This is a genomic window from Streptomyces sp. NPDC111656, assembly GCF_055656965.1.
On record NZ_JBVKCA010000029.1, the window covers coordinates 60174 to 71982 of the forward strand.

Here is an 11809-nt window from a genome sequence, read left to right on the forward strand (position 1 = left end):
GTGAGAATGTCCGGGTGCTTCAGGAACTGTTCACCCCCTCCGTCCAGCATGTGCTCGACCTCGTGGGGATCTTCGTCTTCGCGATCTCCGGCGCCCTGCTGGCCGTCCGCAAGAACTTCGACGTCTTCGGCATCGCCGTCCTCGCCGAGGTCACCGCACTGGGCGGAGGGCTGTTCCGCGACATGGTCATCGGGGCCGTACCCCCGGCGGCGTTCACCGACCTCGGCTACTTCAGCACCCCGCTGCTCGCCGCCCTGCTGGTGTTCTTCCTCCACCCGGAGGTGGAGCGCATCCAGGTCGCGGTCAACGTCTTCGACGCGGCCGGACTCGGCCTGTTCTGTGTCGCGGGCACCACGAAGGCGTACGAGTACGGCCTCGGCCTGACCCCGTCCGCCGCCCTGGGCCTGGCCACCGCGGTCGGCGGCGGTGTGCTGCGCGACGTCCTCGCCAACGAGGTGCCCTCACTGCTGCGCTGGGACCGCGATCTGTACGCGGTCCCAGCGATCGTCGGCGCCACGATGGTCGTCCTGTGCATCCGCTACGACGCGCTGTCCCCGTTCACCAGCGGACTCGCGGCCGTCACCGCTTTCGTCCTGCGGTTGCTTGCGATGCGGTACCACTGGCGAGCGCCGCGTGCTTGGCACCGCCGGTCGACGGCGACGGAGTCGGAGACTCCTTAGCGTGCGCCCCCGGCCCGATCTGCAGGGTCAGCCAACGGAAGGTCTCCGGGATCTGCGGCCGCCACAGGGCCATGTTGTGACCGCCCGCGCTCCGCGGCAGCAGCACCAGCTGCACGCTCGTCGGCGCCTTCGCGATCGACTGGAGCGCCGCGCCGGCCTCGTAGCCGTCGTGCGCCTCACCGGAGATGTAGAGGGAGATGGGGGGCGGCGTGCGGTAGGACTTGAGCAGCAGGTAGGGATTGTTCTCCCGGCGCAGCGTCAGGCTCCGCGCCGCGAGCGAGTTGCGTTCGCCGATCGGGTCGTTGTACCCGGACATGCTCACCGCGGCCCGGTAGCGGTCGGGGTGAGCGACGGCGAGTTTGGCCGCGCAGTGCGCCCCGGCCGAGTAGCCGGCCACGCCCCAGCCGTTCGGCGCGGACTTCGCCCGGAAGTTGTCCACCACCATCTTCGGCACGTCGATGCTGAGCCAGGTGTCGGCGTTCACCTTGCCGGGCACGTTCGCGCAACCGGTGTCGGTCTTGGCCAGCAGATTCGTGCGCGGCGCCACCAGGATGAACGGCGCGACCTGCCCGTCGCGCATCAGCGGCAGCAACTGCTCGTGCACCTTCAGCGAACCGAACCACGCCTTCGCCGAGCCCGGATAGCCGGGCAGCAGCTCCACGACGGGGAACTTCCGGTTGCGGTAGGCGGGCTCGTTGTACTGCGGCGGCAACCAGACGTAGACCTCCGCGTCCACCCCCGACACCTGGCCGTGCAGCTGGGTGACCTTCACCCCGCCCGCCTTGGACATGCCGGGGCCGTCGGCCCCCGAGAACGTCTGGCGGACCTTGGGGAGCTTGCGCAGCGAGATGCCGCCGGTGCCGTCACGGCCGAGGTTGGCGGCCGCCCGCACGTGGTTGCCCGTGCCGAGCAGGTCGGACCAGTTGTCGTACAGGCTGTTGGAGTTGTTCACGAGCACGAAGACGAGGGTGACCGCGGTGCCCTGGGCGAACAGCAGCATCACCATCCGGGCCGCGCTGCGCAGCACCTTGGGGCCGGGAATGCGCGACCACAGCACGAGGGGAAGGATCAGGGCGACCGCGACCAGGACGATGGCGGTGAGGAGGAACGGCGTTCCGGTGAGGCTCACGGTGTGTGCGGCTCTTCCTGTGCGGGCTGGATCAACGGTCTGCAGCTGCATCGGGTTCTATGTCCTTGGAGAGGGGGATCCGATGCCGTTGGTTCACGGAAGAGTTCGGACACTTGCCAAGAAATTGCCGAAACCTCACTCTCGGGTGACGGGGTTCACACGCCCGAAACAGTGAAAGCTACCGCTTAGTAATGAGCTGTTGTACCGTTCAGGCATGTCAGAAGCAGCTACCGCACAGGCCGCGCGCGCCGCGATCGGTGACAGCGAGTTCGACCGCGACACCGCGGTCACCCTGCGCGAACCCGGCGTCTACGACATCGACCTGTCCGCCGGATGGACCATCATCAGCGCCGTCAACGGCGGCTATCTGCTCGCCGTCCTGGGCCGCGCCCTCTCCGACGCCCTGCCGCACAGCGACCCGTTCACCGTGTCCGCCCACTACCTGACCGCGTCGCAACCCGGCCCGGCGGTGGTCCGAACGGACGTCGTCCGGACGGGGCGGACCCTGTCGACCGGTCAGGCCTCGCTCTTCCAGTACGACGACGAGGGCCGCGAGGTCGAACGGATTCGCGTACTCGCCTCGTACGGCGATCTCGACGCCCTGCCCGACGACGTCCGCACCACGGCGACACCTCCCGCGATCCCGCCCATGGAGCACTGCTTCGGGCCGGAGGACGGACCGGCGCCCGTCGAGGGCAGCTCCGCCATCACCGAGCGGCTGATGCTCAAGCTCGACCCCGCGACCCTCGGCTGGGCCCTGGGGGCGCCGTCCGGGAAGGGCGAGATGCGCTCCTGGTTCGGGCTCGCCGACGGCCGTGACCCCGACCCCCTCTCGCTGCTCCTCGCGGTGGACGCGCTGCCGCCCACCGCCTTCGAGCTCGGTATCTCCGGCTGGGTGCCGACGGTCGAACTGACGGTCCATGTGCGCTGCCGTCCGGCGCCGGGCCCGCTGCGGGTGTCGATCACCACCCGCAACCTCGCCGGCGGCTTCCTGGAGGAGGACGCCGAGGTGTGGGACAGCGCGGACCGGCTGGTCGCGCAGTCCCGACAGCTCGCTCGGGTCCGGCTCAGCTGAGCGGTTGCCGGCCCAGGTAGGCCGCGAGCCGTCCATAGGCGTCGGCCCCTTCGGGGGCCGGCACCGCCGAGTCGAACGGCAGCTCCTCGTCGTCGCGCCGCTCGTCCGGCAGCACGCGCCGGGCGATTCCGAGCGCGAACTCGGCCAGCTCCGGATCGAGTGCGAGCGGCCGTCCGAGGGACTCGGAGAGGTCCCACGTGTGGGTGACGGCCTCCATCACGCTGTATCCGATATGCGGCTACCGCCGCGTGGCCGACAGGGCGATACGTCCGGGGGCCTCACCCCACGGCACGGTGACGAGCGCGTCCAGGCGCGCGTCGTCCGCCCAGGACTTCCGGACCTCCGTCCTGACCTCGTCGTACGCCGCGCTCCAGCGGTCGTCCTCGACGCCGTCGAGGAACGGTCGTACGGCCATTCCGTCGCCGCTCGCGCCGACCACGGCGATCCGGCGGGCAGCCGCGGCTGTTCCGGGCCGACCGGGTGCGCTCGGCGACGCTCCTGGGCGATCCCGTGAAGCGGCGTCCGGGCGTCGAACTCGGTGACGTCTGGGAGGTGTTGCGGCGCCAGGTCGAGGAGCGGCCGGGCGGTCTCGATGTCACAGTTCGGGTACGGCGTTCCCGCCTCGACATGTTCCTCAGGCTCAACGCGGCCTCCCTCACGGCGCTTCCGGAGGACGACGGCGAGAGCGAGTGGGTCCTCGCGCACCTGGCGTACGGCGTCGTCCGCGAGGCCCGCACGCTGCTGGCCTTCGTGGACACGGTGGAGGTGCTGTCGCCGCCGGAGGCGCGGGCGGAACTGGCCCGGGCGGCGGCCGCGATCGGTGCGGTGTACGGCGGGGATCGTGCCCCGCACGAGGGAAGTTGACCCACAGGTAACCACAGGTTCGGCACAGCGCGGCCCTACGTGGATCTGGTCCTCTGTCCACCGCTCATCCCGCACTCATCCGGCCTTCATAAACCGGTCCACGTGACTTGACTGGGAGTTACCTCATGAACCGTCGTGCCCGACTCGTCCCCGCCGTCGCCCTGCTGGCGCTCTCGCCGTTGCTGGCGGCCTGCGGCTCGGGCGACTCGTCGTCCTCGAACAGCGGCAACACGAGCCAGAACTGTCAGCAGCCCTCCGGAATGCCGAGCGGAGGTCCGTCGGGCAGGCCGAGCGGCGGGCGCTCCGGGATGCCCACGGGCTCGCCCTCCGGGACACCGTCGAACATGCCCACCGGCAAGATGCCCTCCGGCGGTCCCTCGGGCATGTCGTCCGGCGGTCCGGGTGGTGGCCAGGGTGGCGGTCAGGGCGGCTGCGGCGGCGGCCCGGCTGGCGGGGGGCAGCCGAGCGGGCAGCCCGGCGGGCAGGCCGCACAGGGCTGAGCCCGTTCCGGTTCTCTCAGGGGTGGCGTACTCGACATGTGGGTGCGTCACCCCAGCCAGTTGCGGCGGCCGATGGCGATCAGCCGCATCTGGCGGGTCGCGACACGGGTCACCCGCTCCCGCTCCTCCTCGGACGCCTCCAGTGCCTCCAGATAGAGCGAGGCCGTCATCAGCATCTGGTCGACGTAGAGCCCCGCGAGCATCAGCAGGTCGTCGTCGCTCCACCCCTTTGACTCGGGGTGCTTGGCCAGCTCGACCTTCACCTCCTCGGCGAACCGCTCGAGTTGCTCCCTGATCGCCCGACGCACCCGCTGGACGCCGCCGTGCCGCTCGCGCGCGATGAAACGGACGTGCGCGGGATGGGATTCGACATGGTGGGCGATCAGGTCGACCGCGCGCTCGATGCGTCCGGCGCTGTCGCCGGCCGCGGAGACCGTGTCCCCGATCATCGGGTGCAGACTGCCGAGCGCCTCCTCGACCAGCGCCACGCCGAGGTCCTCCGTCGAGCGGAAGTGCCGGTAGAAGGCGGTCGGCGCGACTCCGACGGCGCGGGTGACCTCGCGCAGACCCAGGCTGCTCAGGCTCTGCTCCTCCAGCAGTTCCAACGCCGCGTCCAGGAGTGCCTGACGGGTCTTCTGCTTCTGGGCCTGCCGGATGCCGAGAGTGTGACTCATACCATGCAGTTAACAACTGTTCTCTGTAATTGAAAAGCCGGGCGACGCGCTAGACTCTGATTCAGTGAACAAGTGTTACTACAACCGTTCACTGAGTCGTCAAGTCCCCGAAACAATCGGGGTTCACTGTCGAGAGGCACCTCATGCTGTTCCTCGTCGCCGCCCTCCTGCTGCTGGGTGTCGTGATGGGCTCCGTAGCCCACGCCCCGCTGCCCGTCACCCTCGTCGCCGCGGTCGTCATCGGCGTCTGGCTGGCCGTCTTCGCGGTCCGCGAGCGCAACGCCCGCCGGCGCCACACCTCCACCAACTGATCGTTGGGAGCTGACTCACGTCATGGAAATCACCGAGCGAACCCACCTCGCCACCGCGACCAAGCCCGCCGTGGCCAAGCCCACCGCGGCCGCGCCTGTCGCGCCCACCCGCGGGACCGGCACCAAGGACGCCGACGGCATGGCCGTCGCCTCCTTCATCCTCGGCCTCCTCGGCCTGCTGGTCCTGAACGTCTTCCTGGGCCCGATCGCCATCGCCCTGGCCTCCGTCGCCCTCTGGCGCGGCACCGCCCGCCGTGGTCGCGCCTTCCTCGGCCTGGGCCTCGGCATCGCCGATCTGCTGGTGCTGGTGGCGTTCATGCAGTTCGACAGCACGGTGTCCTGGAACTTCTGAGCCGTCGCCGAACGAGGCGTTCGATCCACGGCGGAACGAGGGGCGGACGGACGGCTACCCGGACGGGGGCCGAGACCGCGGACGGACGGCCCGTAGAATCGGGCCCATCATGGCTTACCTCGACCACGCCGCGACCACACCGATGCTCCCCGAGGCGGTAGAGGCGCTGACCGCCCAGCTGAGCGTCACGGGCAACGCCTCCTCCCTCCACGCCGCCGGCCGCCGCGCCCGACGGACGGTCGAGGAAGCCCGGGAAACCCTGGCGGAGGCCCTCGGCGCCCGCCCCAGCGAGGTCGTCTTCACCTCCGGCGGCACCGAGGCCGACAACCTCGCCGTGAAGGGCCTGTACTGGGCCCGCCGCGACGCCGACCCGGCCCGCACCCGGGTCCTCGCGAGCCCGGTCGAACACCACGCCGTCCTCGACGCCGTCCACTGGCTCGGCGAACACGAGGGCGCCACGGTCGAGTACCTGCCCGTCGACTCCTACGGCCGCGTCCACCCGGACGTCCTGCGCGAGGCCATCGCCCGAAACCCCGAAGACGTCGCCCTCGTCACCGTCATGTGGGCCAACAACGAGATCGGCACGGTGATGGCGGTCCGCGAACTGGCCGACGTCACGGCCGAGTTCGGGATCCCGCTGCACGCCGACGCGGTCCAGGCCTTCGGCCAGGTGCCCGTCGACTTCACCGCCTCCGGCCTCGCCGCGATGACCGTCTCCGGCCACAAGATCGGCGGCCCGTACGGCATCGGCGCCCTGTTGCTGGGCCGCGAGTACACGCCCGTGCCCGTGCTGCACGGCGGTGGCCAGGAGCGGCATGTGCGCTCCGGCACCCTCGACGTACCCGCCATCGCCTCGTTCGCGGTCGCCGGGCGGCTCGCCGCCGAGCAGCGCGAGTGGTTCGCCCGCGAGATCGGCGCCCTGCGCGACGACCTGGTCGACGCCGTACGCGCCGCCGTGCCCGACGCGATCCTCGGCGGTGACCCCGCGACCGGGGGCCGGCTGCCCGCCAACGCGCACTTCACGTTCCCGGGCTGCGAGGGCGACTCCCTGCTGCTTCTGCTGGACGCCCAGGGCATCGAGTGCTCCACGGGCTCCGCGTGCACGGCGGGCGTCGCCCAGCCCAGCCATGTCCTGCTGGCCACCGGCGCCGACCCCGACCTGGCCCGCGGCACCCTGCGCTTCTCCCTCGGCCACACCTCCACGGAGGCGGACGTCGAGGCGGTGGCCAAGGCGATCGGCCCGGCGGTGGAGCGGGCACGGTCGGCAGGCCTGACCTGACACCACCGCGCTCGCTCCCCTAGGACCTGTCCGGCCGCTGCCCTAGCTGTCCGTGACCATGAGGGAGGCCATCATGCCCTCGTCCTCGTGTTGCAGCAGATGGCAGTGGAGCATGTACATATAGGTGTCGTCCGAGAAGTCGGTGAACTTCATCGCGATCTCGATGGAGCCGCCGCCGACCACCTCGAACGTGTCGTACCAGCCCAGCTGGACGCCCGTCGGATCCTCCCCGTTGATGGAGATCAGCTGGAACGGCACATCATGCAGATGGAACGAGTGTTCAAGCTGCGTGCTGTTCTTGACCGTCCACACCTCCTCGGCACCCAGGGTGGTGCTGATCATCGCCATCGAGGACATGCTCGTCCCGGCGGAGCCGTTGATCGTCATCGTTGCGCCGCTCTGGCCGAGTGTGATCGTCCGTGCGGTGAAGTCGCTGGTGTCGTAGCGGGTGATGGTGTTCAGGGTCGGCAGGGTCTCCGGAGTGTCCGAGGCGTCGGGGGTGACGGTCAGGAACTCGTACGTCCCGCTGCCGCCGCGCACCCAGCCCGTCGTCACCACGGCCTCCAACGTCACCGCGTCGCTGAGCTCCATGACGAACTCGGCCCGCGCGCCCGCCACCAGCCGGATCGACGCCACCTCGGTGGCCTCGGTCAGATAGCCCTGGTCGGTGGCGATCTGGGTGAGCGTCGCGCCGTCGCTGCGCTGGATGGTGATGATGTCGGACGGCGAGGCGTTGAGCAGCCGGAAGCGGGTGCGCTTCTTGGTGGCGGTGAAGGAGAGCGTGGTGTCGTCGACGTTCGTGCCGTTGCACAGCAGGGGGAAGCTCAGACCGTTGCTGAGGTAGCCGGTCAGGTTGTACTTGATGTCTCCCGCGCTGTCGGTGGCCAGACACTGCAGGATGATCGGGATGTCGTCGGTGCCGTAGGTGCTGGGCAGGGCCGCGGACGCGTCCGAGTCGTCCTCGACGATGATCATGCCCGCGAGGCCGTGGGTGGCCTGCTCCGCCGTGGTGCCCAGGGCGTGCGGGTGGTACCACAGCGTCTTCGCCTCGTCCTTGACCGTGAAGGTGGGCGACCAGGTCTTCCCCGCGGCGAAGGAGTTCTGCGGACCGCCGTCCATGCTGGGCGGGACGTGCGCGCCGTGGAAGTGGACGGTGGTGTCCTCGGTGAGGCTGTTGGTGATGTTCAGCAGGACGGTGTCGCCCGAGGTCCACTTCATGGTGGGGCCGAGGAACGACTGGTTGTAGCCCGCGGTCGTGCTGGTCACTCCGCTGAGCACCTCGCTGGTGCCGGACTTCGCCTCCAGGGTGAACGTCGTCGTGCCGTCCGTGGTGGTCCCCTCCAGGAGGTCGGGGATGGTCAGCGTGGTGCCCGCGGCGTGCGCCTTGTTCTGCGTCGCGTTCGTCAGTAAGGCGATGGCCGTGCCGCCGGCGGTCACCGCCGCGATGCCCGCTCCGGCCATCCCGCCGAGGAACTTGCGGCGGTGCATGCCCTTGCCCGTGGACTTGCCCGGGGTCTTGCCCGTGGTGTGAGTCATAGCGGTGGACTCTCGGCCTAAGAACTATGTGAAGACTGGGCCGGAGTTAGGAGAACGCCGTCGTCGCTGTGAAATCCGATGACTTAAAGTCAGGATCAACTCCACCGGAAACAGCGAGAGTTGACGTGTCGCTGGTCACATCGGCAGCACGGGACGCAAGGGACAGCCCCGTCCCGCCGGTGCCTCACAGCATCACGATTAGGTGACTTGAGCCCTGGGCGCCGCTGTCTGTGAGCGCGCACCGAAAGCGCTCTCCGGCGGCTACGCCCCTGCTGTGCGCGTCGGCTCCGCCGCGGTGCGGGCCTGCCGTACCAGCCGTATGTACCGGTCCCAGTCCCAGTACCGCCCGGGGTCCGTGTGGTCGGTGCCCGGTACCTCGACGTGTCCGATGATGTGCGCACGGTCGACGGGAATGCCGTACCGCCCGCAGATCCCGGCCGTCAGCCGCGCCGAGGCCGCGTACATGGCGTCCGTGAACGACGAGGCGCGCTCCACGAAGCCCTCGTGCTCGATGCCGACGCTCCGCTCGTTGTACTCCCGGTTGCCCGCGTGGAAGGCCACGTCCAGCTCGCGGATCATCTGCGTGATGTGTCCGTCCTTGCGCACGATGTAGTGCGCGGCCGCGCCGTGTGCCGGGTCCTGGAAGACCTTCACGGCGCTTCGGTAGCTGCCCTGGGTGACGTGGATGACGACCCGGTCTATCCCGTAGTCGTCGGGCCGGTCCGCCCGCCGCCAGTTCGCCGACGAGGCGGCCACCCACTGCGCACCCCGGAAGTCGACGACTCCCGCCACCCGGGGCTTTTCGACGCCGGGCAGCCGCCACCACAGGTGGCCGAGCTCACCGCGTGCGAGCACCGCCGTGCCCACGGCGGCCGCGGCGCCACCGATCAGCAGCGCCCGCCGTCCGATCCGCCGGTCGTGGTCCCGGCGGGCACGCCCCTTGGTCCCGTTCGCGCCCACGCCGCCCCCGCTGCTCCCGATGGATTCCCCGGCTCCAGTGATCCCCGTGGCGCCCACAGCCCCTGTGGTTCCCGTGGTTCCCGTGGTCCCTGCGCCGGCTGCGATCTCCCTGGTTCCCACGCTTCCTGTGGCTTCGATGGTTCCCGAGTCGCCTGTGTTGCCTGTGTCGCCCGTGTTCTCGGTGCTCTCCGCGGCCCCACTCATGGCGTCCGCCCCCGTCCTTCGTGCCCGCCCGTCCCGCAGCGGGCTCCGTTGCGATCATCAACGGATACCCGCGGGCTTCGGTTCCCGCGGCCCCGTACTCTGGAGGGGCTATGACTGAGACCTCGCAGCGCCCCCGCCCCCTCCGCGTCCTCGCCGCCATGTCCGGCGGCGTGGACTCCGCCGTCGCCGCCGCCCGCGCGGCGGAAGCCGGTCACGACGTGACGGGCGTGCACCTCGCGCTCTCCGCCAACCCGCAATCGTTCCGCACGGGCGCGCGAGGCTGTTGCACCATCGAGGACTCGCGCGACGCCCGCCGCGCCGCGGACGTCATCGGCATCCCGTTCTACGTGTGGGACCTCGCCGAGCGCTTCCGCGAGGACGTGGTCGAGGACTTCATCGCCGAGTACGAGGCCGGGCGCACCCCCAACCCGTGTCTGCGTTGCAACGAGAAGATCAAGTTCGCCGCCCTGCTCGACAAGGCGCTCGCGCTCGGCTTCGACGCGGTCTGCACGGGCCACTACGCCCAGGTGATCGTGAACGAGGACGGCACGCGCGAGCTGCACCGGGCCTCGGACATGGCCAAGGACCAGTCGTACGTCCTCGGAGTCCTCGACGACCGCCAGCTCGCCCACGCGCTGTTCCCGCTGGGTGACACGGTCACGACGAAGGACGAGATCCGCGCGGAGGCGGAGCTCCGGGGCCTGGCCGTCGCCAAGAAGCCCGACTCGCACGACATCTGCTTCATCGCCGACGGCGACACCCAGGGCTTCCTGGCGAACCGCCTGGGCAAGGCGGAGGGCGACATCGTCGACGAGTCCGGGTCGGTCATCGGCTCCCACGAGGGCGCGTTCGGCTTCACGATCGGCCAGCGCAAGGGGCTGCGCATCGGCACCCCGGCCGCGGACGGCAAGCCACGCTACGTCCTGGACATCTCGCCGGTGAACAACACGGTGACCGTGGGTCCGGCGGCATCCCTCGATGTCAGCGGGCTGACCGCCATCAAGCCACGCTGGTGCGGCGCCGCCCCCACCGGCCCGGGCACCTACACCGCCCAACTCCGCGCCCACGGAGGCGAGACGGAGGTCGCGGCCGAGCTGGTCGACGGCGAACTCGAGGTCACGTTCACCGAGCCGGTCCGCGGCGTCGCCCCCGGCCAGGCGATCGTCCTGTACGACGGCACACGCGTGGTGGGCTCGGCGACGATCGAGACGACCACCCGCGCGACGGCGAGCGTCTAGGGCATTCCGGGTCCTTCGAGGACGGCGACCCCGCTGACCACCGAAGCGGCCCGGGAACACCCGGGCCGTCGGCGTGGCGCCGGTGCGGTTACGCCACTTCGACTTCGTAGAAGCAGAAGTGGTCCTTGATGCGGGCGACGTCCGGCTTGGGGTCGGGGTAGGACCAGACGAGGTCGGGGGCGTCGGGCAGGGACCAGTAGGACGCGTGGCCCTTGAAGGGGCAGTGCGTGTGGGTGTCGGAGGACGTCAGCAGGTCGAGGCGGACGTCCTCGGCCGGTAGGTAGTAGCGCACGGGACAGCCGGTCTCGCGCAGCACCAGGGGCCGGTCGCTCTCCGCCAGCACCTGGTCGCCGTGCACGACGCGTACCCGCTCCGTGCCCTGTTCGATGGTGATCGTGTGTCCATTGGCCATACCCGTACAGCGCGCGTGGGACCCGGGTTCTTCCCTCGTACCGTAGGGACATGAACATCTGCGTCTTCCTCTCCGCCGCCGACCTCGACGACCGCTACACCCGTCCCGCCCGGGAGTTCGCCGAGCTCCTCGGCAAGGGCGGCCACTCGCTGGTGTGGGGCGGCTCCGACGTCGGGCTGATGAAGGTGGTCGCCGACGGGGTGCAGGAGGCGGGCGGACGGCTGCTGGGCGTCTCCGTGGACTTCCTGGCGGCCACGGCACGGGCGGGCGCCGACGAGATGGTGATCGCCCGGGACCTCGCCGAGCGCAAGGCGCTGCTCCTGGCCAAGGCCGACGCCGTCGTGATCATGGTGGGCGGCACCGGGACCCTCGACGAGGCGACCGAGATCCTGGAGCTGAAGAAGCACGGGAAGACCGAGAAGCCGGTCGTCCTGCTCAACACGGCGGGCTTCTACGACGGCCTGAAGGAGCAGTTCCGCCGCATGGAGGCCGAGGGCTTCCTGCCGTGCCCGCTCACCGACCTGGTGTTCTTCGCCGAGGAGCCGGTGGGCGCGCTGGCCTACCTGGAGGAGAGCGTGGGCACCCGGTGATGCGA

At 70.2% G+C, this 11809-nt stretch carries 15 protein-coding genes and 1 pseudogene; 9 read left to right on the forward strand and 7 right to left on the reverse strand.

Annotated elements, in window-relative coordinates:
- The first annotated feature begins 14 nt into the window (after nt 1-14).
- Nucleotides 15-680, forward strand: a complete 666-nt coding sequence (locus tag ACZ7M3_RS46490; RefSeq protein ID WP_082417539.1) for a trimeric intracellular cation channel family protein — start codon at nt 15-17, stop codon at nt 678-680.
- On the opposite strand, the gene ACZ7M3_RS46495 is transcribed toward ACZ7M3_RS46490, so the two are convergent.
- Nucleotides 580-1809 carry an alpha/beta hydrolase gene (locus tag ACZ7M3_RS46495; protein ID WP_472072015.1) on the reverse strand — a complete coding sequence of 410 codons (1230 nt, stop codon included), beginning with the start codon at nt 1807-1809 and terminating at the stop codon, nt 580-582. The genes ACZ7M3_RS46490 and ACZ7M3_RS46495 overlap by 101 nt on opposite strands.
- Nucleotides 1810-2023: 214 nt before the next feature.
- Between ACZ7M3_RS46495 and ACZ7M3_RS46500 the strand changes: the two genes are divergently transcribed.
- Complete coding sequence (locus tag ACZ7M3_RS46500) at nt 2024-2884, forward strand: thioesterase family protein (RefSeq protein WP_452968590.1); 861 nt, start codon at nt 2024-2026, stop codon at nt 2882-2884.
- Here the strand turns inward: ACZ7M3_RS46500 and ACZ7M3_RS46505 are convergent.
- Nucleotides 2877-3104, reverse strand: coding sequence for a DinB family protein (locus tag ACZ7M3_RS46505; protein WP_472072017.1), 228 nt, complete (start codon nt 3102-3104; stop codon nt 2877-2879). The two genes, ACZ7M3_RS46500 and ACZ7M3_RS46505, sit on opposite strands and share 8 nt — an antisense overlap.
- A gap of 18 nt (nt 3105-3122) precedes the next feature.
- Nucleotides 3123-3299 carry a hypothetical protein gene (locus ACZ7M3_RS46510; RefSeq protein ID WP_472072019.1) on the reverse strand — a complete coding sequence of 59 codons (177 nt, stop codon included), beginning with the start codon at nt 3297-3299 and terminating at the stop codon, nt 3123-3125.
- Between the two features lie 38 nt (nt 3300-3337).
- On the opposite strand from ACZ7M3_RS46510, the pseudogene ACZ7M3_RS46515 reads away from it, so the two are divergent.
- Together ACZ7M3_RS46515 and ACZ7M3_RS46520 are read left to right on the forward strand one after the other, a co-directional pair.
- Nucleotides 3338-3748: pseudogene (locus ACZ7M3_RS46515) on the forward strand (WYL domain-containing protein); the annotation flags it as partial.
- Nucleotides 3749-3873: 125 nt separating this feature from the next.
- The gene (locus ACZ7M3_RS46520) at nt 3874-4248 is read left to right on the forward strand and encodes a hypothetical protein (protein ID WP_472072021.1); all 375 of its coding nucleotides are present in this window, start codon (nt 3874-3876) and stop codon (nt 4246-4248) included.
- Between the two features lie 47 nt (nt 4249-4295).
- On the opposite strand, the gene ACZ7M3_RS46525 is transcribed toward ACZ7M3_RS46520, so the two are convergent.
- Nucleotides 4296-4922, reverse strand: coding sequence for a TetR family transcriptional regulator (locus ACZ7M3_RS46525; protein ID WP_472072023.1), 627 nt, complete (start codon nt 4920-4922; stop codon nt 4296-4298).
- A 143-nt stretch (nt 4923-5065) separates the two neighbouring features.
- On the opposite strand from ACZ7M3_RS46525, the gene ACZ7M3_RS46530 reads away from it, so the two are divergent.
- The 3 genes from ACZ7M3_RS46530 to ACZ7M3_RS46540 all read left to right on the forward strand — a co-directional run bounded on the left by ACZ7M3_RS46530 (nt 5066) and on the right by ACZ7M3_RS46540 (nt 6864).
- Entirely contained in the window at nt 5066-5233 is a 168-nt protein-coding gene (locus tag ACZ7M3_RS46530; RefSeq protein ID WP_095852481.1) for a hypothetical protein, read from the forward strand.
- A gap of 22 nt (nt 5234-5255) precedes the next feature.
- Nucleotides 5256-5585 (forward strand): DUF4190 domain-containing protein, encoded by a 330-nt coding sequence (locus ACZ7M3_RS46535; RefSeq protein ID WP_355302303.1) that lies wholly within the window; start codon nt 5256-5258, stop codon nt 5583-5585.
- Nucleotides 5586-5694: 109 nt separating this feature from the next.
- Entirely contained in the window at nt 5695-6864 is a 1170-nt protein-coding gene (locus ACZ7M3_RS46540) for a cysteine desulfurase family protein (RefSeq protein WP_355302305.1), read from the forward strand.
- A 42-nt stretch (nt 6865-6906) separates the two neighbouring features.
- Here ACZ7M3_RS46540 and ACZ7M3_RS46545 read toward each other — a convergent pair whose 3' ends face one another.
- Together ACZ7M3_RS46545 and ACZ7M3_RS46550 are read right to left on the reverse strand one after the other, a co-directional pair.
- A complete protein-coding gene (locus ACZ7M3_RS46545) occupies nt 6907-8400 on the reverse strand; it encodes a multicopper oxidase family protein (RefSeq protein WP_472072026.1) in 1494 nt (497 codons plus the stop codon).
- 261 nt (nt 8401-8661) lie between these two features.
- Nucleotides 8662-9360, reverse strand: coding sequence for an N-acetylmuramoyl-L-alanine amidase (locus ACZ7M3_RS46550; protein WP_472072028.1), 699 nt, complete (start codon nt 9358-9360; stop codon nt 8662-8664).
- 314 nt (nt 9361-9674) lie between these two features.
- Here ACZ7M3_RS46550 and mnmA point away from each other — a divergent pair, with 314 nt between their 5' ends.
- Nucleotides 9675-10802, forward strand: a complete 1128-nt coding sequence (gene mnmA, locus ACZ7M3_RS46555) for a tRNA 2-thiouridine(34) synthase MnmA (protein ID WP_472072030.1) — start codon at nt 9675-9677, stop codon at nt 10800-10802.
- A gap of 88 nt (nt 10803-10890) precedes the next feature.
- Here mnmA and ACZ7M3_RS46560 read toward each other — a convergent pair whose 3' ends face one another.
- Entirely contained in the window at nt 10891-11214 is a 324-nt protein-coding gene (locus tag ACZ7M3_RS46560) for a DUF427 domain-containing protein (protein WP_472072032.1), read from the reverse strand.
- A 50-nt stretch (nt 11215-11264) separates the two neighbouring features.
- Between ACZ7M3_RS46560 and ACZ7M3_RS46565 the strand changes: the two genes are divergently transcribed.
- Entirely contained in the window at nt 11265-11804 is a 540-nt protein-coding gene (locus ACZ7M3_RS46565; RefSeq protein ID WP_095852476.1) for an LOG family protein, read from the forward strand.
- The last annotated feature ends 5 nt before the right edge of the window (nt 11805-11809 follow it).

Bases quoted from the DNA above. Each gene is read 5' to 3' on its own strand.
- ACZ7M3_RS46500 (WP_452968590.1), top strand. From the start codon at position 2,024: ATGTCAGAAGCAGCTACCGCACAGGCCGCGCGCGCCGCGATCGGTGAC.
- ACZ7M3_RS46510 (WP_472072019.1), bottom strand. From the start codon at position 3,299: ATGGCCGTACGACCGTTCCTCGACGGCGTCGAGGACGACCGCTGGAGC.
- ACZ7M3_RS46520 (WP_472072021.1), top strand. From the start codon at position 3,874: ATGAACCGTCGTGCCCGACTCGTCCCCGCCGTCGCCCTGCTGGCGCTC.
- ACZ7M3_RS46525 (WP_472072023.1), bottom strand. From the start codon at position 4,922: ATGAGTCACACTCTCGGCATCCGGCAGGCCCAGAAGCAGAAGACCCGT.
- ACZ7M3_RS46530 (WP_095852481.1), top strand. From the start codon at position 5,066: ATGCTGTTCCTCGTCGCCGCCCTCCTGCTGCTGGGTGTCGTGATGGGC.
- ACZ7M3_RS46535 (WP_355302303.1), top strand. From the start codon at position 5,256: ATGGAAATCACCGAGCGAACCCACCTCGCCACCGCGACCAAGCCCGCC.
- ACZ7M3_RS46540 (WP_355302305.1), top strand. From the start codon at position 5,695: ATGGCTTACCTCGACCACGCCGCGACCACACCGATGCTCCCCGAGGCG.
- ACZ7M3_RS46545 (WP_472072026.1), bottom strand. From the start codon at position 8,400: ATGACTCACACCACGGGCAAGACCCCGGGCAAGTCCACGGGCAAGGGC.
- mnmA (WP_472072030.1), top strand. From the start codon at position 9,675: ATGACTGAGACCTCGCAGCGCCCCCGCCCCCTCCGCGTCCTCGCCGCC.
- ACZ7M3_RS46560 (WP_472072032.1), bottom strand. From the start codon at position 11,214: ATGGCCAATGGACACACGATCACCATCGAACAGGGCACGGAGCGGGTA.
- ACZ7M3_RS46565 (WP_095852476.1), top strand. From the start codon at position 11,265: ATGAACATCTGCGTCTTCCTCTCCGCCGCCGACCTCGACGACCGCTAC.